This is a genomic window from Peribacillus sp. NPDC096447 (assembly GCF_044762725.1).
Taxonomy (GTDB): Bacteria; Bacillota; Bacilli; order Bacillales; family DSM-1321; genus Peribacillus.
This window is the reverse complement of the sequence record NZ_JBIWEV010000003.1, coordinates 99,330-124,085: the sequence shown is the minus strand read 5'-3', so window position 1 is coordinate 124,085 and position 24,756 is coordinate 99,330. Positions and strand designations below refer to the sequence as shown.

Genomic DNA, 24,756 nt, shown 5'->3' with positions numbered 1-24,756 from the left:
CAAAGAATTCAGCTATTAATTGTTTGAACTTCAGGCATAATATAAGGTCTATAGATAATAGCTTTTTACTTATCGCCCGATTGAGGAAGTTCCTTATTTAAACTTCATTCAAGATATATCCTATTAAACGGTAGACTCGTTACAAAACTCACTTATAATCTGGTTCTTCATTTCTTCAATCGGAAAACCTTGTTGGTAGGTGGATATCATCAACATAATGCCTTGCAGCACAGATGAAAAATATAACGATCGTTTCCTTGGTTCCTTTTCACCCATATTTTCAAATATTGTACATTGAAATTCAAATTGTCTAGCATTTTCTTCAATAATGCGATGACTGTATTTTATCAACTCTTCATCAGACTCTGGCTGAGTTTGCAGGTGCAGATAAAACCGATGTACTTCCGGTTTTTTGTGGATATTATCAATGGCACCATTTACTAAATGTTCAAGCTGTTCACGAGGTGTATTTAAGGTGAACGCTTCTTCCATTACTTCAACCACTTCCCTGATTCTGGCCTCGACCATTTCAGAAAGCAGTTCTTCTTTTCCTTTGTAATAATTATAGAGTAACCCTTTAGAAATACCCGCCTTCTTGGCTATATCGCTTATAGAAGTAGCGTAATATCCTTGTTTTATAAATAACTCCATGGCAGCAGCGCGAATTTTTTCTTTGGAAGCTTGGCGAATGCGGTCATTTTCTTCGGGTGTACGTGGCATTTTAACTTCAATCCTCCATAAAAGCAGTGAATTCTTGATATAAAACTTCAGAATGGGTGAGGGGCAGCATATGATCGGCATCCTCTATTTCGATGAATCCGATGTTTGGAACCTTACGGAAACAATCGGCAACTCGAAAATTATCTGCCAAGTCCTTTTTGCCGATAAAAAATAATGTTTCGGTGTTCAATTCTTCTAATCGTTCCATTGCTGGGGGCTGAGGCCATTTCATGCAGAAATCAACGGGCCACTTAAGCATGCGCCCGAAATGATGCCTGAGCATTTGAACAAGGAGATCTTTGTGCGGACTATCGATAACCACCTGATATGTTGGTGAATGAAGGGCAAGCTCTAACATCTTATCTATATTGGGTGCACTTTCCAATATTCTGTCATGATATTGTTCAAACTCCTTTGAATAGGGAAAACCAGTTAAAGAAGGAGCAATTAAGACAAGTTTCGATACTCTTTCAGGGTAATTAAGAGCGAAATCAGTTGCAATCTGCCCGCCCATGGAATGGCCAATAATTGTTGCCTGATTAAGTTCAAGGTAATTCATTAGTGCCAGTACTTCGTCTACATAGTTTACATGTTTTATAGGGGATGGTGATTTACCGGCACCACGGCCATCAAAAGCAATAACTTTGTAATCCTTAGATAAAAGAGATGCTAAAAATGTCCATTGCCTCAAATCAGTCCCACCACCATGAATAAGAACAACAGGACGACCATTGCCAGTAATCTCGAAATGTAAATCCAATGCAACCCCTCCGTTTTTCACTGAATTTTCAGTTTTATTTTATTATTGAATGAACGTATAGTCAATAGAAAAAGAACAAATAATTATTCCCCTATTATTGAACAAGCAGGGAGGGGAGCATCGGAATCTCTCCATTACCTTTGCAAAAGGCAATTCTAATCGGTTCCTAATTTGTTTATTACCATTTTCTATATCTTAATCTTACGTTACAGTGATTAAAACTGCTAGCTTCATGCGCTATTTTGCTTCAGGTGTATGGTCAACAAACCGGGCAGTGGCTTCGGTGACTTGGTGGGTCTTAAGGCGTTCCTGGATTTCCATCTCCTCAGGTTTTCTTATGCGATCTTTGTGTTGAGCAAAAAATGTTGTATTTTTAACAATTTGAAAAAGTGGTATCAGAGGCGACTATTGATCTATTAATTAGTTGTATTACTTCTTATAGAGTGCAATACCATTAATGCAGAAAGTCTTTTATTCTCTTTTATTTTAATTTTGCATCAGACCTGAATTTGTCCATACGTATAATTCCCTTTTTGCATAAACTGGTAAATATATAATTCGAAGGAGGAATATACTTGAGAAAGAAACTCTTAACGACGAGCTCGGAGGGTTTGATGGAAGATTCATATCCCTACCAATTGTATCAAAAGGCAAAAAAGTTTGGAATTTGGAATCCCCAAGATATCAATTTCTCACAGGATCAAGAGGACTGGAAAACACTATCTGTTAAAGAAAAAGACTGGGTGCTGAAACTTCTCGCGCAATTTCAAGGAGGGGAAGAGGCGGTTACTCTTGACTTACTCCCTTTGCTAAGGGTGATTGCGAGAGAAGGTAGATTGGAAGAAGAGATGTTCCTTACAACCTTTTTATGTGATGAAGCTAAACATACTGAATTCTTTCGACTGGTGTTAAATGCTATTGGTGAAAAAGGCGATCTTTCCCACTTGCATTCTGAATCCTATCGTAAGTTTTTTTATGAAATTCTCCCCGAAACAATGGAACGGCTATGGCATGAACAAACCCCTGAGGTAATAGCTGACGCAGCTACAGTGTACAATATGTTTGCAGAAGGAGTGTTGGCGGAAACTGGATATAAATCATTTTACGATGGACTTAAAAAGATAGGTAAAATGCCCGGACTTTTAGAGGGCATTGACCATTTAAAGAAAGATGAATCAAGGCATATTGCATATGGAACATTTCTTCTTCAGCGCTTGATTTGTGAACATCCTCATATTTTTGACAGGGTGGTTAAGAAGCTTGAGGAATTGGCACCAATTTCTATCTCCTTAAATGCAGAGGGCGTTATTGGAGAGGGGGAAAAAGTAAAGGAATACCATTCTGATATTAAGAAATACTCAGAAAAACAGTTAATGGTAAGAATAGAAATCCTTGCACGGGCGAAGGGACAGACAATGGAAGAAATTTATCGATCTACTGGAGGAAACTCAAAACTAAAAAAAGGTCTAGAATGACAGATTTTAGAAATCACCAGTCAATATGATTGGTGATTTTTTTATAAAATTATCATTTTTTTTAATGAAAAAAATGAATAAACATTGGTATAATTTATGTTTTTTCCTAATTAAAATTTGACAGGGAGATGGACAAATGTATAATCGTTTTTTAGTTTAACTATTAATAGTAGGAGTGTTCACGTTTAGTAGTATTAATATTTCTTTTGCAGAAGAAGCAGATTGGGATTGGGCGGAGTTTGAGAGATTGAAATAATTAGATACCATTGAATTTTAAGGAGAAGCCGCATTGGAAAAGGGTACAACAAGTGAAGTTATATATAATCCCATGTATGAAGATGGAACGACTTTGTCTGTAAAGTAGTGGACAACTAAAGACAAAGACTCTAATCAAGTTCAGGTTCATTATGCTAAGAGTTATGATTCTAATATTAGCACTAAGGATACTTCAACAAAAAACCATAGGGTTGTAATTTAACAAAACTAAATCAACTAGGAGTACTCAATATCCCTTATCCTTTAAAATCTAGGAGTGAAGAAAATGAAAATAAAGAAATGCCAAAAATTCGTACAGTTAGAGGTAAGGAATTGGGATAATACAGAGTTAGTAGAAAGTTTATATGAGATTTGCGAGACTAGTAAAGAGTATGAAAATGATGAAGTAGAGGTTCATCAGGTTGTGGACTTAGGGAAACTTAAAAATGAGTGGAGATATCTATCAGGAATCTTGATGAATTCGAACCGTACGAACGGACTCGCTTTGCGTTTGATTTTTCTACTAGGGCATTTTTAGTTCAAAATAGAAAATATTCTCCAAAAAACTTAGATCCAGGTAAAACTCTAACAAGAATTCAGGCGATCTTAAACAATGCTTTTCAAGAAGTATTCGAAAGTAACTTCAATATTATTCCTACAGTTTTACCAGAAGACAATGAATTATTTTTAAGGCTATTTAATGTTCATAGAGTTACAGAAATCCTTGTGAATAAACTTAATGAGAGAAACCAATTAGAATCTCAAGTTGCTGAGGATATTGAATTAATCAACAGTTTGTTAACTATTGGAATAATGATGATTCACATATGGATATGGTCCATATAAAAACTACAAGCGAAGGTGAACTTAACAATAACCCTATTGTTTTGGCTGCTATCCATTCGCCTAATGCAATCATTGATAAAATTAGATATTTTGACCCTGAAGAAGATAAGATTATTGGAGTTTCAAGAAGTCAACTGGATAAATTCGTTGTAAATGATGTTGATAAAGAAACTGAATCAGTTACAGCTTTTGAACAAATTATAACCCAGGTAAATGAAAATAGAAGAATTCTTAGAAGACTAAGGCAAATTGATTAATGGATAAACATTTTATATAAGAGTGTCTTTTTTAATGAAGGGAGCTATTAAAAATGAATAATATTCAGGATCTTATAGGGAAGAAGGGTACAATAACAAAAGATTTCACTGTTATTGATGCAAAGAAAGATGTATATGGAGTGTATATACGAATAAAGGAACGTGACGGTGAGAAGTATTGGACTTCATTGGATAAAGATTTAGTATTAGAGTAGGATGCATCCGAGTAATCGGGTGTTTTTTTATTTGGATGAACTTTATTTATAGAAAAAGCACTTAACCTAAATGGTCGAGTGCTTTTTGAGTCTTATTTAATACTTCTTTATTTTTATTAATGAAAACTTTATTTCTTAATATCATTTCTTTATTATTAAGCTCATCATTAAGTTCGGTAGTATTGTCCAGTTTCTCTAGAAGTGAGACTATTGATGGCATTGCTAATAATTCATGGAAAGCTATGTTTGTTTTAGTTGATAAGATTTTTAGCTCAGTAAGTTGACGAGGAGATAAAAAAGACTCAAATGGTTGCCTTTCATTTATTTCCATGATTGTACCCTCCATATGATGATGAATTATTAAATTGTAATTTGATTATAAAATAGATAAGTTCAATAAATGTATTAATCATGTAAAGATTTGATGAATTGCAGAATAAAGGAGGGATTTGAGTAATCTGGTGTTTATTTGCAGGAAATCATCACCTTTTATCGAACTGTTAGTAAAGGAGATGGTAAAATGAGTTGGAATAAAGAAGATCTAAGTCAATATAATTTTGCGGATTCACCATGGTTTATCGTGTCTACTAATGGAAAAGTAGACATAGGAATCCAACAAGGTTTTGGAGATACAAAAATTGGATTACAGCCTGAGGGAATGTATAAATTGGTTCATGAATGGCTTAAAAGCAATCATGATTTAAGTTCTGAACAAAAGAATACATTAATAGAACAATTAAAATAAGAAAAACGGAAGAAGTAATCAATATGTTAGATCTAGGAGTTGTTGGAAGCAAACATATTGTTACATACTAAATAAAGAATTTGAAGGCACCCATTCATTGGGTGCTTTTTATTTATCGAAATTATTTTTCTACATAATTCTTTCGCAGGGTATATTCCGATTTTTCTTTCTGAGAGTAAATGTTAATGGTTATATTTCCCATTTAGAAAGGGGAAACTTGCTATATACACTACTCATGAAAGGACTAAGTGAATTGGCGAGAAAAAAGGAAGAGAAAATTGATTATGTAAAAATGTTGCGTGAAGAATGGAAAAATAAGTACAACGATGAAAAGCTGATAGGAAAGAACGAGGAACAGCTAAAAGCGATTATGGAAGAGTTAGAAGACGGACTAGCAGAAGCGAGGAAAAAACAAGAAGAATATGATTCAATCAATGAAAGTTGGATCAAATTAGCTGACAACGTACTCATCAAATTTAAGTTCGCAGATGAGGATCGGATTGAAGAAGCTATTTTAGAAGAAAAAAGAAAGCTTGGTTTCCTGATGGATGATGAGGAAGAGATCATGAGAGAAAAGATGACTCCTTATCAATTAAAGGATTTAGAGGAAACAAGGGAAAAAATAAAAAATGGGGTAGAGTACAAATGTACCTACGAAAAAAGTGGTGGTGTGACAAGTTCAATTGGTACACCAAATCTGAAGGTATTAGGTAAGTTTATTTCTAAGTTTTCTCAAGAACGGGGACTCAGTACTTTGCGCTCTGAAACACAAGTAGGTTTATTTTTCGATAGCTGGAAAAAAAGTTAATAAAGCAAGTCCTTCGAAACTAAACTAATAACGCATTGATCATTGATTAATATACTCAGTGATTGGTGCGTTCTTTTTATATGGAAAGAGGAGAAGTCATGCCTAAAATTATACATTTTCCAAATAAGGATAAAGATTTAATTGAACAGTTGGAATACATAACACATCAGGCTAGGGAAGGTAAAATAAAGAATTATGCGTTTGCTGCAGAGCTACAAGGTGATGATGAAGGGCTAGTTGCTACTTCTTATTATAATGCCGATGTAGGTACTAAACAGCTTCTAAACTCACATATTCAAGTGGATATAATGGCAGCGGTAGTGGAAGTTAATTTCTATGATGAATAAAAGGAGGGAAATGGGCATCATAGATTTCAAATTAATTGAATCAGGAACCAGCGAAATCAGGGAATTTTAAAAGGGGGGTCAAATTTGACCCTACCTACATAAATCAGTGTCAGGTTCAATGTGAACCCAAAAAAAAATTGAATTAAAAAGGGGATATTTATAATGAAAATTCAAACAATCGAAGTGAAAAAGGTATTTGTAACAGACAATCAAGCACAATGGATCGTATTCGAAGAAGAAATGCAAGCAGGATTCCAATACAAACTTGCTACTATAGATGACCTACACGATTACGTAGCAGGAACTGGCGAAGTGTTTACATACAACGTAGAAACATCAGAGGGTGTGGTTCAATGGCATGAAGAACAATTTCCTTATGATTCTCCAGTTGATTATGTTTGTGAGTATCGGGTGATTAGCTAATGGGTCACACCATAAATAACATTAATGAAACTAGGTCAATATTTTATTACAAGAAAAAACTACTAACCAACAGTTAGTAGTTGTGATTAAACTTAGAGTAAATAATAGTGGTTTGAGAGTGTGAAATTTTTTAATTTAATTATTGGTCACAAAATTGGTCACAGATTTGACTGAAACCCTTGTTATTAGGCACTTATTTGAGTCACGTTCCGAGTCACAAATCATCAAATTTCGTGTGACTCGGACTATTTATCAACTTTTATTTATGATTTTATCAATTAGTACTTGTAAATCATCCGGCCTATGAAATTCAATCGGTGAAACGCCTTTATCGAACTCTATTGTATTCGATTCTATCATCAATACATACTTCCCGTTGATCTTCCCTAAATGGATGCTGTCGCCGAAATCGGCTAACAGTCCTTTGACAGATGTACTGCCAAGCCTCATTCGCAGCTCGGCTTCAGGTGTATGCTCGACAATCTGGGCTGTGGCTTCGACGACCTGATGGGTTTCAAGGCGTTCCTGGATTTCCCGTTTATCGCTTGTTTCCCAGATTTCCAGGTCCTGTTCGAATTTCTGCAGCTCGTCACTGTTTTCTTCGAATTGGGTGGATACATGTTCATGGACCATGTGGATGACCTGGTTTTTCATGATTTCCGGCATCGATTCGCCATATTCGACGAATTTCAGGAAGTCCTCGAAGTAGCGGGCATGTGAAGCCTGGTGGATCTTCAGTTCGCCTTCTTCGACCATACCTTCTTCGGGCATGTATGGGTATTGTATGGATTTCATATTTTTAGTGGTGATTGCCATTTCAACGTGCCTAATCAAGGTCCGTTCATCAGAAATGGAAGCAACTTTCGGCTCGAAATCACATTTTAATAAGAAAACGAATGGTTCATCAAGATATTTAGTTAATTTTGCCGAAGCGATTATGAAGACACCGCCACGGACGGCACTTGTATCAATATAAGACCGCGTGAATTGTTCATTTTCCTCTTGGAATTCTTGTTTTGTTTTTGCATATCGAACACGGTTAAATACATTGTAATTAGGGTTGGAATCAAGTGCATGTCCTTCTTCGACAATAAAAGAACCGATTTTCGTCGGTATTTGTTCAGTTTTTGGATGCCGGTCGACTTTCCGTTTGGAAATCTTCATCAATTCCCCATCCAAAAAATCCTTTAGAGGACTTTCTTCGTATTCTTCAGTATCAAGAGTTTGGAAATGTTTAAAACGTTTATCAGCCTGATCGCCTTTGCCTTCGACTTGGATTAAATAAAAAGACAGATAGGTAATCGCAAAATCCATGAATGTCACCTTCTTCAATTATTAAGCATGATTCCAGTACTTTTTTAGACTTAATAAGTATAGTGATGTACTTTGATTCCGTCAAACTATTGGCGCATGAATGTTTAGAATAATTTTGGTGTATTATTTCATAATAATACTTAGTGAATAATAAATAATGATTTTTTTATAGAATTAAAAAAATTAGAACTTTTACAAGATAAATTAATGGAATACAGTAAATACTTCAATAGCTCGCTTTATTAATATTACAATAATGAATTGTTAATTATATTTTGTTAATGATGCATATTTATGTTGGATAAGAAGGCTTTCGTTCCGAAAAAGATTCAAAAAGCAGAATTTTACAATAATAAATCATTGACGATAAAAAGGTTAATGCGTATAATTTGAAAGTCAGATAATTCAGGAATTGCGGAAATTTGTCGAAATTTATCCGATATAAATGGTGAGTGAAATTATTTGTCTATAGTTTTCAGAATAGTTATAAAATTACGGAGGAGAGAACATGAGTATTTTTAGAAAGAAGTCCATTGAGGACTTGTTGAAAAACGCAGGTTCCGGCGGTAAGGGATTGAAACGGGAACTGGGAGCTTGGGATTTAACGATGCTAGGAATTGGAGCGATTATTGGGACAGGCATTTTTGTTCTAACAGGCACGGGTGCAGTGAATGCTGGTCCTGCACTTTCAATATCATTCATCATTGCTGGTCTGGCCTGTTTATTCGCTGCACTTTCTTATGCAGAATTTGCAGCTTCCGTGCCGGTATCAGGTTCGACTTATACGTATGCTTATGCAACTTTAGGTGAGTTCGCCGCTTGGATAATCGGCTGGGATTTAATCCTTGAATACTTATTGGCTGTCAGTGCCGTATCGGCGGGGTGGTCGGGCTATTTCCAATCATTTTTAAGTGGATTCGGAATTAACTTTCCGGAGAAATTGACGGCAGCACCGGGTTCGGTCGACGGTGTCACGACTTATATGAACTTACCAGCCTTTTTGATAGTCATAGCGATTACCTTTTTGATTTCCATAGGTACGAAACAAACGACTAGAATCAATAATATAATGGTCGTTATTAAAGTGTTGGTAGTCTTGTTGTTCATCGTTTCTTCTATATATTATGTGAAACCGGAAAACTGGCAGCCATTCATGCCATTTGGGATCGATGGGGTATTTTCAACTGCCGCATTAATGTTCTTTGCCTTCATCGGCTTTGATGCAGTTGCATCTGCGGCTGAAGAAACAAGAAATCCAGGTAGGAATTTACCACGTGGAATTCTCGGTTCATTAGTCATTTGTGTAGTGCTTTATATGGCGGTAAGTTTGATCATGACAGGTGTGGTACCGTATGCACAATTCAGCAAGGCTCTTGACCATCCGATTTCTTTGGTCTTGCAAAGCGCAGGACAAAATTGGGTTGCAGGTATCATCGATCTAGGTGCCTTCCTCGGAATGACAACGGTAATCTTGGTTATGTTGTATGGACAAACACGAATCATGTTTGCGATGTCACGAGATGGGCTGATGCCTAAATCCTTATCAAAACTTCATAAAAAATATAAAACACCTTATGCGGCTTCATGGATATTCGGTTTGATAGCGGCCTTATTGGGGGCATTCATACCGCTTGGTGAATTGGCTGAGCTGGTCAACATTGGAACATTGACTGCGTTTACGATGATTTCCATTGCGGTCATCGTGTTACGGAAAACAAGACCTGATATGAAACGTGCTTTTTATTGTCCGGCTGTACCGCTCGTTCCAGGCCTGGCAATCGTTTTTTGCGTATTCTTGATGGTTCAGCTAGGGAGTCATACATGGATAAGGTTCTTGATCTGGATGGCTATCGGAGTAGTCATTTACTTCACTTATTCCCGTAAGCACTCGAATCTTAACCAGCAGGAAAATGAACATTGAAAAAGATACTCTCTGGAGTGTTTCAGTTTGAAAACAAAAAGAGGTTCGGAATCCTCTCACCCCGAACTATGAAATTCAAAAGAAAGCCTGATGGTAATTCCAGTATTTTACTTTTTTATAGTGATGAAACCCTCAATAGATTGAAGAAATTTGCGACACTCCTGCCGAATAACTGTCTAGCCGAGACCCTACAGACGCTTGCGTCGAGGAGGCTTGGCAGACAGTCGGCGGAAAGGGAGCGGGTTTCTGAAATCAACTTAATATTTTTTTAGAAAATCTGTAGGCAAACAGACTTTTCTTTGAATTTGTCTACAGACTTAGACACTCTCTGGAGTGTCTTTTTTTATTTGGACATAAATAGTTCATAAGTCTTGTGTGTAAGAAGAAAATTTATCAAAGTGAATTAAGATTAGCAGACTTTATGTCGAAATAGTATATATGGGTAGAAAAAATTGGAGGCAATTTAATCATGAAAAGTATATGGAGAAGTAAACAAAAGATAGATTTGATAGACTATATGCAATATAAGGAAAACGTCGGTATTGATATCAGGGAATATCCGAGCGTATTGAATCAAGTGGAAATGATTCATTTGACGATGGGGGATTTGTGCATAATTCGTTCTTTACAGGAAGAAGTGAAAAAACATTTGACCCAAATAGTAGGAAATTTCTATAAAAATCTAGAAAATGAACCCTCATTAATGAAAATCATATCAGACAATAGTGCTGTCGATAGGTTGAAAAAGACACTGCATCGTCATATGTTCGAAATGTTTAGCGGGAACATTGATGATGCGTATATTAAACAGCGTTATGTTATCGCACAAGTACATGTACGAATTGGATTGCAGCCAAAATGGTATATGAGTGCTTTTCAGGATTTATTGCAGTCATTAATCATTCATGTAATTTCCAATATAAAGAATATAGGGCAATATCAAGAAAACATTCTGGCTGTCACTAAAATTTTTAATCTGGAGCAGCAAATAGTTTTAGAGGCATATGAACTTGAAAATGAGAAGATCCGCCAAAAAAACCTGGCAGAAAAAGAAACGATTAAACTGCAGGTCAATCATAATGCAGAGGAATTGGCAGCAATCAGTGAAGAGACTAGTTCAGCAACTCAATTAATGGCAAATAAGGTAGTCGAAATTCATGATTTCACTCAAAAGGGCTCAGAGATTGCGATACATGCAGAGGGAAAATCAAAAAAGGGAGTCGAACTGTTACAGGGATTAGAGAAAAGATTGGTAAAAACGCAGGAGCAAATGACGATCATCTCAAAAGATATGGAACAGCTATCCAATACTTCAAAGGAAATTGAACGAATTGTCACGATCATCACTTCAATTGCAGAGCAAACGAATTTGTTGGCGTTGAACGCAGCGATTGAAGCGGCAAGAGCTGGTGAAAATGGTAAAGGATTTGCGGTTGTGGCTGGTGAGGTAAGGAAGCTGTCGGAAAATACCAAGGACTCAGTTTCGGAAGTAGTGAAACTGGTTAATGGAATTGCTCATTTTACCAATGTCATGAACACGTCAATTTCCATGGTTAGCGGGGAAATTACTAAAGGCACGAAACAAGGAAAAGAAACTGGCATATTTTTCACTGATATAGCAAAGTCCATGCTTTCTGTTAAAGAGCAGAATATTAAGATCACCAAGGAAATGACAGAGCTGAATGATATATTCGATGAAATTAATGAAGCGTTCAACCAAGTGGCCGTTTCCTCGGATCAATTGACTCAATTGACGATGAACTTGTAATGGAGTTCAATGGTTTTTGTAAGAACAGCTTTATAGGGCCCGTTCGTATTTTAATAAACAACTCGATAGAATATTTCTGAACAAGCCCCAAGCGGTTTATAGAATAAGAACATACTTTGAAAAGATTAAAACAATTCCAGGGGATGCCGTTAACAGGCTGCTCAATAAATCACTTGATATAAAATAAGTTTAATGTTATATTAATAAAGCGATGAGCTAATTTGTGTAAGTCGAAGAACGTGCTTTTAGCTAAACGTCGGGATGTGGCCTGACGGTTCTGCGCCACAAACGCATCAAAGACGCCTGCTGCGTGCAGGCGTCTTTTTCATTTTATCGATTCTTTTCTTGCAGCTTGTACGTCATCCTTGAATTCCTCTTGTATTTCTTCTGTTATTCCCTTGGTTGCATCCTTAAATTCCCTAAGCGAGGTGCCGACTGCCCGTCCGATTTGAGGTAGCTTGTTCGGTCCAAAAACAATTAAAGCTAAAAGAAGGATTAAAATTAAACCGGGAAAACCAATGTTTGAAAGCATAACTAGTCACTCCAATCAAATCTGTTATTTAATATTATAGACTCCTTCCATGTATTTGCAAATGTTATTTAGGATATATTATAGAGTTCAGCAACCGATGATTCTCACAAGACAACACTTTCAGCTCCGTCCAATTTTATCTTGCACATTCTATCTAAAAATATTACTTAACCAAGTATGCTATTACGTAATAAGATATCAATGAAAGTGGGGGACGGTAATAGAAATCAAAGTGCAGCCGTTAATTTTGACGTTTGGGCATGAATAATTTGGCTCCACCTGCTTAATGTGTAACATGAAATTTTTTTGTTGTCTGGGAATGATTAAACTTGCAAGATTGAAGATATTTCGGTATTATAACTATACAAGCTGCGTTGTTCGTAATGATAATTAAGTTTTAACCTTTAAGCTGTAATAGGGAGTTTTATATTGAAACAGGAATGTTATGCCTCGTCACTGACTTGGACAACAGGATTGTTTCTGCAAACACCCACTTTGAGGAGTGGTGGTTTAAAACTTTCTTACTTTAATACGGCAATGGCGGCTTCCTACTTTACTAATTAGAAACCAGTTCCGATAAGGGACTGGTTTTTTGTTGTTTTTACGCATGTTCAAAACTTGTAATTAACGATAGCATTAGAAAACATTTTAAGATTTTATGAAAAATATGTGAAAGTTTTTATTGAAATATCAGATAATTAGCATTTATAATAATAATTAGATAACTAAGTTCACTATTTATATAAAAATATGTGAATCGAATATTTTTTAAATGATTACGTAAGCGCTATCATTTAGATGGAATTACTGCAGTCACCTAGAGAGGAGAAAAATTTTATGGCTAAAATTAATACGACCGAGGTAATTAGCAACAGTAAATTTAACCGCTTTCATTTTGGATTGCTGGCATGGTGTTTTATCATTATCCTTTTTGATGGCTATGACCTTGTCGTTTACGGTACGGTCGTCCCGTTATTGACGGAGGAATGGAACCTTACTTCCGTGGAAGCGGGGGCTATGGGCAGCTACGGTCTATTTGGAATGTTGTTCGGGGCGATCTTCTTTGGTACATTAGCAGATCGGATTGGCAGAAAAAACGTAATCGCGATTACACTCATTTTATTTAGTTTATTTACGCTTTTATGTGGATTTGCGGATACGCCTACGATGTTTTCAACTTTCCGATTTCTAGCGGGATTAGGGCTTGGGGGCATCATGCCGAACGTCATTGCCTTATTGACGGATTATGCACCGAAAACGATGCGGAGCATGGTCGTTTCAATCGTATTATGCGGTTACTCATTCGGAGGGATGCTTGCGCCGATACTGGGCATCCTGGTTATGCCGACACTAGGTTGGGAATCAATATTCTGGTTTGCCGGAATACCATTGTTATTTTTACCCTTCATGATGAAGCGTTTACCAGAGGCTTCTACGCATCTGATCAGAATTAACAAAAAGGAAGAACTGATCAGAATATTATCCAAGGTAAGTCCGGAAAGTAAATTCGACATCAAGGACGAACTTGTGGAAGTGAAAAAAACAGAAGCCAATATGCCGATTGTTGGATTGTTCAAGGATTCCCGAGCTCTTAGCACATTGATGTTCTGGATCGCCTTTTTCATGTGCCTATTGATGGTATATGGATTGAATACATGGCTTCCAAAGCTAATGATCGAGGCAGGGTATGCGCTGAATTCAAGCTTAGGTTTCTTGATCGTTCTTCAAGGGGGAGCTATCGTAGGCACGCTTATCATCGCTAAACTTTGTGATCGTTATGGATCAAAGAAAATGCTTGTGCCGATGTATGCAATTGGGGCTGTCAGTTTGACGCTATTGGGAATGGGCGGAAGCTCCTTCGTGATTTACACATTGGTAGCGATTGCAGGAGCCTGTACCATTGGTGCTCAAAACCTTGTACAAGCCTATGTTTCCCAGTACTATCCTCCAAATATTAGATCGACTGCACTTGGGGTTGCATCTGGAATCGGAAGGATAGGCGGTATGCTCGGTCCGATACTCGGCGGATTTTTATTATCCATCTCGCTACCCATCCAATTGAATTTCATTGCCTTCGCCATTCCGGGTCTCATTGCTGCGGTTGCCTTATCATTCGTACCAGTGAAAATGGCTTATTATAAACATGATCATTCGGAACCAACTGAAGAAAAGGTCGTAGAATCCAATAAAATGAACGTCTTGTGAAACTAAATGCATGAAATGCAGTGCTGGGATACCCTCGCTGTCATTTCATGCCTATTTGTTTTAGTTGCCTTTTTTTCCTTAGTAATCGATCTATATAAAAACTGCAAATTTACAACAATTAGTGTAAAGATTTTCCGGGAATTGTTTCGCTTGACCTATCCTTGAGAAAAGTTGCTTAAATGTTCATAATTTCGCAATACGAGTCACTCTTAATATAAAGAATAAATGTTAGAATGATGATATGGATAATTAATTCCTCCTTGAAGTGGAGTGAACTATAAATTAATCTCATCTTTTGTGAGGAGTCATTACTTTGAAAATTTTAAAACATATAATTTTTTGGTTAAGCATTATAGGGACATTATTCTCTATGATTTATTTCTTTGTAGCGGACATTCCGTTATATGTTAAATTGTTAGGTGGAGCCATCATCCTTTATCTCGGATATGATCTTATAACAGAATCAAGGAAAAGAAAGCGTAAAGAAGCCTTGGACGCTTAATCTTATATTCATTAAAAAACCCTCTTTGATAAGAGGGTTTTTTTGTTGATTAATATGGCTAATTGACATAGGAAATTGGCAATATTCTAAAATAGAGTTAATATATAGTGAACTTAGTTCTATATGTATATAATTCGTATTTGTGACTACAATATCAGTTGTCATTAAATGTTAGCTCGGCAAAAAAAATAGAGACATCCTTAAGACTATGTCAAAAGGAAAAGCAGAAAGAGGGGAAGGAAATGCGCATGACCCAAGTGTCTGAAATGATTGATGAACAAAAATCATGGGAGGGGCAGGATATGAATTAGGTTCAAGCCTGACATTCTTAGTCGTATTGAACCTTAGAGCGATCGTTGGAGGGAAGCTTGCAGACAGATATGGTTCCAAGAGGATTCTGGTTACTTTCTTGGTCATTGGATCCATTACCCTTACGATGCTGAGCTTCAAGCCAAGCATGATCATGCTATATATACTGATTGCGATTGTAGGAGGTACGACAACAGGTACACAAATTGTAACGAATGCATATGTATCCCAGTATTATCCGAATGAAATCCTTTCTACAGGAGTCGGATGGGCATTAGGTATCGGCAGAATTGGCGGAATACTCGCTCCTACTTTTTGCGGGGTCCTGCTTGATATGAAGTTATCATTACAAGTCAGCTTTTGCCATATCATGCATCATTGCAGCAATGGCGATTTGGTTCATTCAGGATAACTTCAGTAATATGACCGCAAACAGGCAGGAAAAGAATTTGATATAATAAACACCCAGCTGAATCACTTTATGAAAATGTTCAAATGAAGATCGGTTAAAACAACAATTTGAGATCTTGGTAAAAGAATTAAAGGGGCATAAAGCCCTTTAATTCTTTTATTGTCTAGGGCCCCATATAATGACTGAAACCCCGACCAAGCAGATTAAAGCTCCAATCCAATCATATAAATCAGGGGTTTTCTTATCGATGCCCCATCCCCATAAAACCGATAAAACGATGAAAACCCCGCCATATGCAGCATATACACGTCCAAAGGTAGGGAACGTTTGGAATGTTGCAATGATGCCGTATAACACCAACCCAAAACCTCCGGCTAAACCTAGATAAATGGATTTACCTTCTCTTAACCAAAGCCAAATAAGGTAACCGCCGCCAATTTCAGCTAGACCAGCCATAAGGAATATTACGGTAGTAACTAACATATATGTATACCTCTCTTCCTGGTTGAAATTTTATCATATATGAAACTGCAAATGACATAATTTACAGAGTTCTTACTAATTGAAAGTTAACTGGAGCATCACCGTTAAGGCATGAAAATGATCTTTAAAAAGGTTGTTTGTGCTGATAGTTGAACAGTTTAGCTTGAAAAAATGCCATATTTATTTTTTGACTCTAACTTGGATTGCAATACAGATGCAAAGGGTACTATACCTAAATAGGAATATAGTAATTTAGTTGAGGAGATGCAGCCATGAAAACCCGAACATTTGCATACATGTTAGCGTTATTTCATTCAAGTATTGTCGGCCTATCTTTCTTATTCACGAAAATGGCGATTGCAGAATCGAATCCGCTGGATACTTTGGCGTTCCGGTTCTCCGTTTCTTTCGTCATCATTTTATTCCTGGTCGCCGTTAAAGTCATTAAGGTGAATTATTCCTGGGAGTCTGTTAAAAATCTTGTTCCGTTATCTTTGTTATTCCCAACTCTTTTCTTTGCCTTTCAAACTTTCGGACTTAAGTATTCGCAATCCACCGATGCTGGAATTCTGTCTGCGGTCACCCCGATTCTAACATTGATGATAGCTGGATATTTCCTTAAAGAGAAAACATCTTTATATCAAAAACTTTCGATTGTCTTGTCGGTAGTTGGGGTCATCTTTATTTTTGCGATGAAAGGGAGCACAATCAATTTTTCCGACATGCTAGGGATGGTGTTGATCCTGCTATCCTGTATTGTAACTGCATGTTATACAACGATGACGCGTTCCCTTGCCAATGACTATACACCAGGTGAAATGTCCTTTTTCATGATGGGAACGGGCTTTGTCATTTTTAACGTGGCTGCGCTCTTCACCCACTTAAAACAAGGAACGACGCCGGATTTCTTTACACCATGGTCGAGTATCGAATTCATCAGTTCCATTTTGTATTTGGGAATATTGGCTTCATTGGTCACTTCGTTATTATCCAATACGATTTTATCAAAAATCAAAGCGTCCCAAATGAGTGTGTTTGCAAATCTTTCCACAGTTGTCACGATTGCAGCAGGAGCTCTCATACTAGATGAAAAGATTACAATCTACGATATATTGGGGTCGATACTAATCATTTTAGGTGTTATAGGCACGAATTATTTTGGAGTGAAGAAAGAGCATTCAATAAAAGTGAATCTAGAATATAATGAAGGGAAACTGTGAATGAATGAAAAAGGTCCATCCCATTTGGGATGGACCTTTTTCATTTCCACCATCTTGTTTGAGGGAAATCCGTTGAACCTATCACTACTGGTTCGCCTATTTGAGGTGTGCAGACCTGGACGCCAAGATCATTGGCCGCTTTTGTTACCCGTTCTATCGGATCTGTCCAGTCATGAAAAGACAATGTGAAACCAGCCCAATGAATGGGGAGCATCCGTTTTCCTTGTACATCGATATGTGCTTGAACAGTTTCTTCTGGAATCATATGGATGGATGACCAGCGTTCATCATATTGGCCGCATTCCATTAAAGTTATATCAAAAGGCCCGTATTTTTCGCCGATTTCTTTAAAATGGCTGCCATATCCACTATCTCCGCTGAAAAATACCTTTTCTTGTTTGCCTTTAATTACCCAAGAACACCAAAGTGTCGTATTGCCATCTCGTAAACTTCTTCCAGAAAAATGCCTTGCAGGCGTACAGACAAATTGCAAATCCTTGAATGAAATCTCATCCCACCAATTATGTTCCTGAATCAGTTCTTGTTTAACGCCCCATCTTTCAAGATGTCCGCCGACACCTAGTGGGACAATGAACTGACTGACCTTATCTTTTAATTTCTTTATTGAGTAATAATCCAAATGATCGTAGTGATCATGTGAGAGCAGGACGGCATCGATAGGAGGCAGCATATCCAAATCAATAGGCAGCTCCCCGCTAAAGCGCTTGTTCCCAAACCAAGGAAAGGGAGTTGGTGCTTTGCCAAACATGGGATCCACTAAAATGGTTTTCCCATCTAACTCCAACATGAATGCAGAATGACCAAACCAGGTTATTTTATTGGAATTCATAGATCCAGATTCATTTGTTCCAATTACGATTGGCTGGTCGGGCCTCCTTTTTGGATTAGGTTTTATGAAATCACGTAAAATCGAACCAGTATACTTAAGACTCATCGCTTGACTGGCTGGAATCTGATTTTGGAATTTTCCCTTGGAAAAATTCTCTTTTGTAGTGAAACTTCTCACTTTTTCTTTGTTTGCCCGTCTTCCAAGTGGAGGATAGAGGTTTAGGAACAGTAATAATATTACAAAAGAAGAAATGAGAATCTTAATAATTTTCATCATGATAGCTTCCTCCCATATTAATCATGCCTTTTTGTTAAAACATATCATATCACAGAATATATAAGGTTATTTACTATGATGTCCCACAAGAAAAATACCCTTCTGAAAAAAAAGGCAATGGATGCTGAAACATATGATTCATTAAATGTAAACTCACATTGGGAGGAGTGTTTTTCAGCTAGTGAAAACTTCTGGCAAGTGTTTAAGTTTCACCCGTCTTAGGCAGGGAATAGAGGTATATATAATGAATAATATAGAGAGCGGGATAAGGAATGTAGCAGCTGAAGGGTAAGGTGATAAATCGATTGTTAATGTTTTTCAGAGTCTTTGTATGGGTAGTATTTATTGCTTTATTAGCTTATGTCATACTTTCTTGGAAATATAAGGACAAGGTAAGTAAAAGGATTGAAGCGATTCGAAAAACCTGGTATATCATTTTCATACTGGGAGCTTTGATTTATTGGAATTTCTATCCGATGAGCATTTTTAATGAGTGGAAAAATTTCTTGATTATGGCTATCGTATTCATCCTTATTGATATGTTTGTGTTCTTGAGCATGTATATATCGAAGATTGGCGATAACGAGCTGTCCTATGCAACAAAAGCGGTTGCGGAAAGTGACAAACTTTTAACGGATAATAGGGAAAAGGTCAAAAATATGTTTCATCTCCTAAAGAAAGAAGGAATACCTGAGTATTATCAATCGAATAAGGAATACTTGGCTTATTTGAGCATTCTCCTTCAAGCGTATGCAGCTAAGGAAGGGATGAACGTGAAAATCCTTCCTTTCAAAACGGAACAGGACAAGCAATTGGTGATAAATGGGCATCCGAACTTGAATGGCAGTACCATCCGTGCTACATTGGAAAGAGAAGATACGTATTATAATGATGAAGAAAAAATGGCTTTGCAGCCTGTAAGCATTTTGATGGAACCCTATATCCTTGACGTTAAATCGGAAAGCTTCGTTTCAGAAGTCGATTGTTTATTAATAGCATTATTAATCATGATGTTCGATATGGTCATAAAACAAAAACCAGGTGGTGAGGATAAATGAGCATTTATGATAAAGCCGGCAATGATGTGTCAGTTGCCGTAATCAAACCACAGGTAAAAATACCCGATGTAGGTTTGAGTCCCCACACTAAAAAAGTGATGAAACAGAACGAACGCATTATCCTGAAACAAAAAGAAAAAGCTGCACGCTTCAGCCGGTTAAAAAATGTTTTATAAGAGGGAAGGGGTTTTTCCTTTCCTTATGATATTTAATGGAAAACCCGCATATACTATTCAAAATCAAAGAATAGGAAGGGTCTTTCAGAATATGAACAAAAAACCCGAGAGAGTTAACATCCCGATCCCCTCCGCTTCACCATCCGAAAAACGGATACATAAGGGAAATGCTGATCTGCTCAAGCTTTTGCAAAGGCTGAAAGCTAAACGTTGGATTTTTTTAAGGTAAAAGAAAGCCAGTCTCTAAGGAGAACTGGTTTTTTTATTTTTATGATAATCACTGCGGGTGGTAGTATTGAATATTCTTACGGCCGGATTTCTTAGCCATATACATGGAACGGTCCGCTTTTTTCAAAAGTGAGTCCATTTCCGTACCTTGATGAGGATAAAAACTTATCCCTATGCTGGCTGATACAAAATGATCATTTCCATTAATGGTAATGGCCATGGTGGATAAACGGTTCAATATTAATTCAGCGTTTTGCTGAGTGCATTTCATTAAATCCTCACCATACGCTGGATGTAATAATACAATGAATTCATCACCACCAATTCGAGCCACATGACTGCCTTCGGGGACGGTTTGCAAAAAACATTCGGCTGCCTTTTTAATAACGTCATCACCAGTATCATGACCATAGGAATCATTAAAAAATTTAAAATGATCAAGATCGATGTAAAGAAGGGCCAATTCATCGTTTGTTTTATCTTTATGATAATCAAAATAATTATAAATGAAGTTCCGATTATAAAGACCTGACAAAGGATCCCTGATAATCCCCTTTTCAAGATTGATGGTGTGACTAATCAAAGCTGCCAAAGACTTAATGAGGATCAGATCATATTCTTTAAAATCATGAGTTTTAATGTCGAATGCACATAATGTTCCAATGATTTCATCCTCAACAGTAAGGGGAGCTCCCATAAAACACCCATTTCCTATAAACTTCGTTGCGGGGTGGCCACTAGTCAATTCATGTTCCCCTAAATTAGGGATAACGAGTGGTTCCAAGCCATTCTCAGCAACTAATTTGCAATAAACCATATTATAAGGAAGGATATCACCTTCACAAATTAACTTTGCATTTCTATTGAAGGATTTGATCATGAAACTATGTATGGGATTCAATATGGAAACGAAGAATGTATTGACCTCAATGGTTTGACCTAATAGTGCTAATACTTCTTTAGCGATGGAATCGAAATTCTTATAATAGTTGATATCTTGCTGAATCATACTCAGGCTCCTCATTTATTTATAGTCTTTTTAGATTTCCGGATGTTAATTCTCATATTGAATGCCAAGGACACAAAAGCGGAATCTCAATACCGTGACAGTTGTCCGAATTTCCACTAAACTCAATTAAGGGGATGGATTCGTTTTATCGATGAATAATGTTATCGAGAAAGTTTAAAAATTGACCTTTACTTTATTTTCGGCTTTTTTTCAATATCATTAAATTTTTATTTGCCTCATTACAAAATAGCTAAACCTATGTATCCATTTCTGGATTTCTCGATTTCCGGGATGGGCATAAACCATAAAGTCCAAGTCAATGATCAGTCTATTCTTCATGAATTATACTGTAAATGAAATGGTAAGAGTAACTCCGATGTACATATTTGGTAGCTTTTCATATTTATCTTGGAAGTAAAGCATCTTGGCATGTCTTCACCTTCTCATGATAACAGAGCACTTGAATTTAAATAGATAAAACGAATGTACCCGCGCTCATTTTAAACAAAAATTTGGGGAGGATAAAAGGAAGTAATAAAGTACATATTGGATAATTCAAAAGGGGATCATTATGGGAAAATTAGAAAGTATATATCCTATTGCGATTGAGAATACAAAGGAAAAAATAATCCAGGATATGGATTTTTATTTAGAGAATCAAGAGACAATGCCTTCTTATTCAGCATATATATCAGACAGGACGACCTTTATTGAGCAAATTTGGATAAATGTTTGGATAAATAAAGCGTCAAATGATGTGCCCAGAAAGGAAAAAAAGGCGTTTTTAAGCGAAAGGGGTTTTGTAACGGAAGGTTCAGATCATAAGCTGATCAATAGCATGTTCCGGAACGAATTAAAGAAGTATCGCCCGTTTGATGGCTTAACATGGATAAAAAAAACCTTTGCTGACAATCAAGAAGAGTGGGAAAAGAGATATAAAAATGCAAGGGAAAAATTCTTTAGGCGACAAGAAGAACAGCGGCTTGCCAAGCAGCGTTGGAAAATACGCGCGAGGCTTCAAGAAGAGGCCAATACATTTTTCGAAAATAACTCCCTTTTATTATATTTACATGTCAGGTATTATATTGCCGGTATATTGACAAAAGATCTTAAGAATAAGCCTAAATTCCAATATGTCGATCCATACTTGCTTGAAGAACAATTGGTGGAAGAGGGGGGCTTTCAAGCTGCCGAATACCTAATGGTCACTGATTTTTTTGAAGAGCTTACAGGAGATATTCACTCGTTAGTCGGTTGGGGAAGGAACCGTTATGAATATGAAAATTACTTCTTCAGGTATGAAAGATTAGTTTCGGATTTCATAATGAAATTAGCCCCTGACAAATACTTGAACCATCTATCTGCTGCACTGCATCATGATTTTTTGGAGTCATATGGGGAAAGGCTGACGGTTGATACCCTTCAAGGTATACTAAGCGATGAATTGGCTGATTTGTCTCAGTCCTGTTTTGATGAACTTCAGGAAGAATACCTTTCTGATTTACTGAAGCTTGAAGGAATTCCTTTTAATGAAACATTGCACGAAGAAATATACGAAAAAGACGTGGAGAACAGAGAGAGAAGAAAAGCTGAAGTATTGGCAGAGCAAGCCAGGAAGAGGGCAGAAGAGCAAAGGATGATCGATGATATCATCGGTAAGGCCTATACTCCATCATTAGGGAAAAAAGTTCAATATGTTTTGCATATAGGAGAGACAAATACCGGGAAGACGCATAAGGCCCTGGAAAAAATGAAAGAAGCGGAAAGCGGTTTGTATCTAGCTCCCCTTAGATTGCTGGCCCTTGAAGTGTTTGATAAATTAAATGCTGACGGTGTACCTTGCTCACTAAAAACCGGTGAAGAAGAAAAGGCAGTGGTTGGTGCTAAACATGTCTCCAGCACAGTTGAAATGTTTCATGAAAAAGACTACCATGAAGTAATCGTCATAGATGAAGCCCAAATGATTGCCGATAAAGATCGGGGCTTTTCATGGTTTAGGGCAATCACGCAGGCTAATGCGAAAGAAGTACACATAATCGGGAGCAATAATATTAAAATGATGCTTCTGAACCTTCTGAATGAAGCTGATTTGGAACTCCACGAATACAGACGGGAAATACCGCTTGAGGTAGAACAAAAGGAGTTTGGACTGAAGTATACGAAAAAAGGGGATGCGCTTATTTGTTTTTCGAGAAGGCAGGTACTCGAAACCGCGTCCCGGCTAAAAGAGAGTGGACATAATGTCAGCATGATATACGGAAGTATGCCTCCTGAAAATAGGAAACGGCAAATAGAGCTATTCAATCGCGGTGAAACATCAGTTGTCGTTGCCACCGATGCAATTGGAATGGGATTGAACTTGCCAATACGCCGTATCGTCTTTCTTGAAAATGAAAAATTCGATGGGACACGAAGAAGAAGGTTGACTTCCCAAGAAATCAAACAAATCGCAGGTCGAGCGGGTAGAAAGGGGATTTATGACACTGGAAAGGTAGCATTTACAGCAGATATCAAAATCATGAATAAGTTGCTGGAACAGGTAGATGAGCCAGTTCAAACCTTCACAATCGCCCCAACCTCTGCTGTATTTGAACGTTTTCAAAAATATTACCGGAACCTAGGGACATTTTTCGAAATGTGGGAGAGGTTTGAACCCCCTAAAGGTACGAAAAAGGCATCGCTATCCGAGGAAAGGGAGCTTTACGAACTAATACGGGATACTGAAATCGAAGCGCGTTTTTCTTTAATGGAATTATATGGTTTCCTGCATATTCCTTTTTCGGCAAAAGAACCAAGTCTTATCAGACAGTGGCTGGAAACGGTCGAAGCGATTGCCGAGAACAGTGATCTTCCTGAACCGGTCATCAAAACAAGGAATCTGGAGGAATTGGAGCTATCTTATAAAGCGATAGGTCTTCATCTATTATTTTTATATCGGATGGGTAAGCGGACCGAAGCTGTTTATTGGGAGCGTATCCGTGAAGAAATCAGTGATGGCGTTCATGATCAGTTAAAAGACGAAATGTTGAATTATCAAAAAAAATGCAAGCGCTGTGGAAAAAGGCTGCCAGATGACTCGCGTTTTCAAATATGTGACGCTTGTTATCATAGGGGGCTTAGGAAGACGCACAGATTCAATTAAACGAATTCTTTCGATAGTAATAACCCGAATAAAATGCACCTTGGTGCTTCATTCGGGTTATTAGTTGTTGTCTAAATCACTTAGTCGTTTGTTTCGATTTAGAAATAATTGCAGCTTGCTCCTTCATTCGTTTATCAGCTTTCTTATCATGCACCACTAAGATTGCATGAATTAAACCAGGGACATAAAAAAATAGTGTGAGGACCAAATTAAGCACAGCCTGAACGGGTTTACCGGCTAATAATACGGCTAATGGAGGGAAAATAATCGCAATTAAATAAAGAATGGTGAACACTCTCCAATATATTGATTTTTAATGACTATCACGGTTTGACTCTTGCTATCGCCTTGATAAATATATGTTCGAGAGCCAGATTCATACCAACAGAGCATTCTGGCTCAAAGAAGCTGTCTTTTTGCCCATGGCTAATAATCGTTTTTGCTGGCTGCAGTCAATGTAACGCCGCTTTTTGTGTTAGAATAATCAGAATACTAACTGA

At 37.2% G+C, this 24,756-nt stretch carries 25 protein-coding genes and 1 other RNA gene; 17 read left to right on the top strand and 9 right to left on the bottom strand.

Annotation, left to right across the window (positions count from 1 at the left end):
* Positions 1 to 123 precede the first annotated feature (123 nt).
* Together ACIQZD_RS11855 and ACIQZD_RS11850 are read right to left on the bottom strand one after the other, a co-directional pair.
* Complete coding sequence (locus ACIQZD_RS11855; protein ID WP_402902430.1) at positions 124 to 720, bottom strand: TetR/AcrR family transcriptional regulator; 597 nt, start codon at positions 718 to 720, stop codon at positions 124 to 126.
* 7 nt (positions 721 to 727) lie between these two features.
* The gene (locus ACIQZD_RS11850) at positions 728 to 1,480 is read right to left on the bottom strand and encodes an alpha/beta fold hydrolase (RefSeq protein WP_402902427.1); all 753 of its coding nucleotides are present in this window, start codon (positions 1,478 to 1,480) and stop codon (positions 728 to 730) included.
* 575 nt (positions 1,481 to 2,055) lie between these two features.
* Here ACIQZD_RS11850 and ACIQZD_RS11845 point away from each other — a divergent pair.
* The 4 genes from ACIQZD_RS11845 to ACIQZD_RS11830 all read left to right on the top strand — a co-directional run bounded on the left by ACIQZD_RS11845 (position 2,056) and on the right by ACIQZD_RS11830 (position 4,528).
* Positions 2,056 to 2,955 (top strand): R2-like ligand-binding oxidase, encoded by a 900-nt coding sequence (locus tag ACIQZD_RS11845; protein ID WP_402902424.1) that lies wholly within the window; start codon positions 2,056 to 2,058, stop codon positions 2,953 to 2,955.
* Between the two features lie 541 nt (positions 2,956 to 3,496).
* Positions 3,497 to 3,748, top strand: coding sequence for a hypothetical protein (locus ACIQZD_RS11840; protein WP_402902421.1), 252 nt, complete (start codon positions 3,497 to 3,499; stop codon positions 3,746 to 3,748).
* Positions 3,749 to 4,037: 289 nt separating this feature from the next.
* Positions 4,038 to 4,313 carry a hypothetical protein gene (locus ACIQZD_RS11835; RefSeq protein ID WP_402902418.1) on the top strand — a complete coding sequence of 92 codons (276 nt, stop codon included), beginning with the start codon at positions 4,038 to 4,040 and terminating at the stop codon, positions 4,311 to 4,313.
* 53 nt (positions 4,314 to 4,366) lie between these two features.
* Positions 4,367 to 4,528, top strand: a complete 162-nt coding sequence (locus ACIQZD_RS11830) for a hypothetical protein (RefSeq protein ID WP_402902414.1) — start codon at positions 4,367 to 4,369, stop codon at positions 4,526 to 4,528.
* A gap of 61 nt (positions 4,529 to 4,589) precedes the next feature.
* Here the strand turns inward: ACIQZD_RS11830 and ACIQZD_RS11825 are convergent, their stop codons facing one another.
* The gene (locus ACIQZD_RS11825; RefSeq protein WP_137016856.1) at positions 4,590 to 4,859 is read right to left on the bottom strand and encodes a hypothetical protein; all 270 of its coding nucleotides are present in this window, start codon (positions 4,857 to 4,859) and stop codon (positions 4,590 to 4,592) included.
* 189 nt (positions 4,860 to 5,048) lie between these two features.
* Between ACIQZD_RS11825 and ACIQZD_RS11820 the strand changes: the two genes are divergently transcribed.
* The 4 genes from ACIQZD_RS11820 (at position 5,049) to ACIQZD_RS11805 (ending at position 6,851) form a co-directional block, all read left to right on the top strand.
* The gene (locus ACIQZD_RS11820) at positions 5,049 to 5,273 is read left to right on the top strand and encodes a hypothetical protein (RefSeq protein WP_402841928.1); all 225 of its coding nucleotides are present in this window, start codon (positions 5,049 to 5,051) and stop codon (positions 5,271 to 5,273) included.
* 253 nt (positions 5,274 to 5,526) lie between these two features.
* Complete coding sequence (locus ACIQZD_RS11815; RefSeq protein ID WP_402902408.1) at positions 5,527 to 6,081, top strand: hypothetical protein; 555 nt, start codon at positions 5,527 to 5,529, stop codon at positions 6,079 to 6,081.
* Between the two features lie 98 nt (positions 6,082 to 6,179).
* Positions 6,180 to 6,428 (top strand): hypothetical protein, encoded by a 249-nt coding sequence (locus tag ACIQZD_RS11810; protein WP_402902405.1) that lies wholly within the window; start codon positions 6,180 to 6,182, stop codon positions 6,426 to 6,428.
* A 162-nt stretch (positions 6,429 to 6,590) separates the two neighbouring features.
* The gene (locus ACIQZD_RS11805; protein ID WP_402902402.1) at positions 6,591 to 6,851 is read left to right on the top strand and encodes a hypothetical protein; all 261 of its coding nucleotides are present in this window, start codon (positions 6,591 to 6,593) and stop codon (positions 6,849 to 6,851) included.
* A gap of 252 nt (positions 6,852 to 7,103) precedes the next feature.
* Here ACIQZD_RS11805 and ACIQZD_RS11800 read toward each other — a convergent pair whose 3' ends face one another.
* Positions 7,104 to 8,165: a DUF3900 domain-containing protein gene (locus tag ACIQZD_RS11800; RefSeq protein WP_402902399.1), complete on the bottom strand. Its 1,062-nt coding sequence runs from the start codon at positions 8,163 to 8,165 to the stop codon at positions 7,104 to 7,106.
* Between the two features lie 508 nt (positions 8,166 to 8,673).
* On the opposite strand from ACIQZD_RS11800, the gene bcaP reads away from it, so the two are divergent.
* Together bcaP and ACIQZD_RS11790 are read left to right on the top strand one after the other, a co-directional pair.
* Positions 8,674 to 10,086, top strand: coding sequence for a branched-chain amino acid transporter BcaP (gene bcaP / locus ACIQZD_RS11795; RefSeq protein ID WP_402902396.1), 1,413 nt, complete (start codon positions 8,674 to 8,676; stop codon positions 10,084 to 10,086).
* Positions 10,087 to 10,555: 469 nt separating this feature from the next.
* Entirely contained in the window at positions 10,556 to 11,854 is a 1,299-nt protein-coding gene (locus ACIQZD_RS11790) for a protoglobin domain-containing protein (RefSeq protein WP_402902393.1), read from the top strand.
* 325 nt (positions 11,855 to 12,179) lie between these two features.
* On the opposite strand, the gene tatA is transcribed toward ACIQZD_RS11790, so the two are convergent.
* Positions 12,180 to 12,386, bottom strand: coding sequence for a twin-arginine translocase TatA/TatE family subunit (gene tatA / locus ACIQZD_RS11785; protein ID WP_101222064.1), 207 nt, complete (start codon positions 12,384 to 12,386; stop codon positions 12,180 to 12,182).
* 363 nt (positions 12,387 to 12,749) lie between these two features.
* Between tatA and ssrS the strand changes: the two genes are divergently transcribed.
* The 3 genes from ssrS (at position 12,750) to ACIQZD_RS11770 (ending at position 15,814) form a co-directional block, all read left to right on the top strand.
* Positions 12,750 to 12,937: non-coding RNA, 6S RNA (gene ssrS / locus ACIQZD_RS11780), on the top strand.
* Positions 12,938 to 13,223: 286 nt separating this feature from the next.
* Positions 13,224 to 14,591 (top strand): MFS transporter, encoded by a 1,368-nt coding sequence (locus ACIQZD_RS11775; protein WP_402902391.1) that lies wholly within the window; start codon positions 13,224 to 13,226, stop codon positions 14,589 to 14,591.
* A 788-nt stretch (positions 14,592 to 15,379) separates the two neighbouring features.
* Positions 15,380 to 15,814 (top strand): MFS transporter, encoded by a 435-nt coding sequence (locus ACIQZD_RS11770; RefSeq protein WP_402902388.1) that lies wholly within the window; start codon positions 15,380 to 15,382, stop codon positions 15,812 to 15,814.
* Positions 15,815 to 15,970: 156 nt separating this feature from the next.
* On the opposite strand, the gene ACIQZD_RS11765 is transcribed toward ACIQZD_RS11770, so the two are convergent.
* Positions 15,971 to 16,297, bottom strand: a complete 327-nt coding sequence (locus tag ACIQZD_RS11765; protein ID WP_101222067.1) for a YnfA family protein — start codon at positions 16,295 to 16,297, stop codon at positions 15,971 to 15,973.
* A gap of 272 nt (positions 16,298 to 16,569) precedes the next feature.
* Here ACIQZD_RS11765 and ACIQZD_RS11760 point away from each other — a divergent pair, with 272 nt between their 5' ends.
* A complete protein-coding gene (locus tag ACIQZD_RS11760; protein ID WP_402902384.1) occupies positions 16,570 to 17,517 on the top strand; it encodes a DMT family transporter in 948 nt (315 codons plus the stop codon).
* Positions 17,518 to 17,557: 40 nt separating this feature from the next.
* On the opposite strand, the gene ACIQZD_RS11755 is transcribed toward ACIQZD_RS11760, so the two are convergent.
* A complete protein-coding gene (locus ACIQZD_RS11755) occupies positions 17,558 to 18,643 on the bottom strand; it encodes an MBL fold metallo-hydrolase (RefSeq protein ID WP_402902381.1) in 1,086 nt (361 codons plus the stop codon).
* A gap of 311 nt (positions 18,644 to 18,954) precedes the next feature.
* On the opposite strand from ACIQZD_RS11755, the gene ACIQZD_RS11750 reads away from it, so the two are divergent.
* Together ACIQZD_RS11750 and ACIQZD_RS11745 are read left to right on the top strand one after the other, a co-directional pair.
* Positions 18,955 to 19,701 (top strand): type II toxin-antitoxin system SpoIISA family toxin, encoded by a 747-nt coding sequence (locus ACIQZD_RS11750; RefSeq protein ID WP_350302866.1) that lies wholly within the window; start codon positions 18,955 to 18,957, stop codon positions 19,699 to 19,701.
* Entirely contained in the window at positions 19,698 to 19,877 is a 180-nt protein-coding gene (locus ACIQZD_RS11745; protein WP_076369116.1) for a hypothetical protein, read from the top strand. Before ACIQZD_RS11750 ends, ACIQZD_RS11745 begins: the two co-directional genes overlap by 4 nt.
* 277 nt (positions 19,878 to 20,154) lie before the next feature.
* On the opposite strand, the gene ACIQZD_RS11740 is transcribed toward ACIQZD_RS11745, so the two are convergent.
* Positions 20,155 to 21,114: a sensor domain-containing diguanylate cyclase gene (locus tag ACIQZD_RS11740; protein WP_402902378.1), complete on the bottom strand. Its 960-nt coding sequence runs from the start codon at positions 21,112 to 21,114 to the stop codon at positions 20,155 to 20,157.
* Between the two features lie 571 nt (positions 21,115 to 21,685).
* On the opposite strand from ACIQZD_RS11740, the gene ACIQZD_RS11735 reads away from it, so the two are divergent.
* Positions 21,686 to 24,256 carry a DEAD/DEAH box helicase gene (locus ACIQZD_RS11735; RefSeq protein WP_402902375.1) on the top strand — a complete coding sequence of 857 codons (2,571 nt, stop codon included), beginning with the start codon at positions 21,686 to 21,688 and terminating at the stop codon, positions 24,254 to 24,256.
* 76 nt (positions 24,257 to 24,332) lie between these two features.
* Here ACIQZD_RS11735 and ACIQZD_RS11730 read toward each other — a convergent pair whose 3' ends face one another.
* Positions 24,333 to 24,542, bottom strand: a complete 210-nt coding sequence (locus tag ACIQZD_RS11730; protein ID WP_402903708.1) for a YqaE/Pmp3 family membrane protein — start codon at positions 24,540 to 24,542, stop codon at positions 24,333 to 24,335.
* Positions 24,543 to 24,756 lie beyond the last annotated feature (214 nt).

Coding starts and splice junctions, on each gene's coding strand:
- ACIQZD_RS11855 (WP_402902430.1), bottom strand. CDS start 720: ATGCCACGTACACCCGAAGAAAATGACCGCATTCGCCAAGCTTCCAAA.
- ACIQZD_RS11840 (WP_402902421.1), top strand. CDS start 3,497: ATGAAAATAAAGAAATGCCAAAAATTCGTACAGTTAGAGGTAAGGAAT.
- ACIQZD_RS11835 (WP_402902418.1), top strand. CDS start 4,038: ATGGATATGGTCCATATAAAAACTACAAGCGAAGGTGAACTTAACAAT.
- ACIQZD_RS11830 (WP_402902414.1), top strand. CDS start 4,367: ATGAATAATATTCAGGATCTTATAGGGAAGAAGGGTACAATAACAAAA.
- ACIQZD_RS11825 (WP_137016856.1), bottom strand. CDS start 4,859: ATGGAAATAAATGAAAGGCAACCATTTGAGTCTTTTTTATCTCCTCGT.
- ACIQZD_RS11820 (WP_402841928.1), top strand. CDS start 5,049: ATGAGTTGGAATAAAGAAGATCTAAGTCAATATAATTTTGCGGATTCA.
- ACIQZD_RS11810 (WP_402902405.1), top strand. CDS start 6,180: ATGCCTAAAATTATACATTTTCCAAATAAGGATAAAGATTTAATTGAA.
- ACIQZD_RS11805 (WP_402902402.1), top strand. CDS start 6,591: ATGAAAATTCAAACAATCGAAGTGAAAAAGGTATTTGTAACAGACAAT.
- ACIQZD_RS11800 (WP_402902399.1), bottom strand. CDS start 8,165: ATGGATTTTGCGATTACCTATCTGTCTTTTTATTTAATCCAAGTCGAA.
- bcaP (WP_402902396.1), top strand. CDS start 8,674: ATGAGTATTTTTAGAAAGAAGTCCATTGAGGACTTGTTGAAAAACGCA.
- ACIQZD_RS11790 (WP_402902393.1), top strand. CDS start 10,556: ATGAAAAGTATATGGAGAAGTAAACAAAAGATAGATTTGATAGACTAT.
- tatA (WP_101222064.1), bottom strand. CDS start 12,386: ATGCTTTCAAACATTGGTTTTCCCGGTTTAATTTTAATCCTTCTTTTA.
- ACIQZD_RS11775 (WP_402902391.1), top strand. CDS start 13,224: ATGGCTAAAATTAATACGACCGAGGTAATTAGCAACAGTAAATTTAAC.
- ACIQZD_RS11770 (WP_402902388.1), top strand. CDS start 15,380: ATGGGAGGGGCAGGATATGAATTAGGTTCAAGCCTGACATTCTTAGTC.
- ACIQZD_RS11765 (WP_101222067.1), bottom strand. CDS start 16,297: ATGTTAGTTACTACCGTAATATTCCTTATGGCTGGTCTAGCTGAAATT.
- ACIQZD_RS11760 (WP_402902384.1), top strand. CDS start 16,570: ATGAAAACCCGAACATTTGCATACATGTTAGCGTTATTTCATTCAAGT.
- ACIQZD_RS11755 (WP_402902381.1), bottom strand. CDS start 18,643: ATGATGAAAATTATTAAGATTCTCATTTCTTCTTTTGTAATATTATTA.
- ACIQZD_RS11750 (WP_350302866.1), top strand. CDS start 18,955: ATGTTTTTCAGAGTCTTTGTATGGGTAGTATTTATTGCTTTATTAGCT.
- ACIQZD_RS11745 (WP_076369116.1), top strand. CDS start 19,698: ATGAGCATTTATGATAAAGCCGGCAATGATGTGTCAGTTGCCGTAATC.
- ACIQZD_RS11740 (WP_402902378.1), bottom strand. CDS start 21,114: ATGATTCAGCAAGATATCAACTATTATAAGAATTTCGATTCCATCGCT.
- ACIQZD_RS11735 (WP_402902375.1), top strand. CDS start 21,686: ATGGGAAAATTAGAAAGTATATATCCTATTGCGATTGAGAATACAAAG.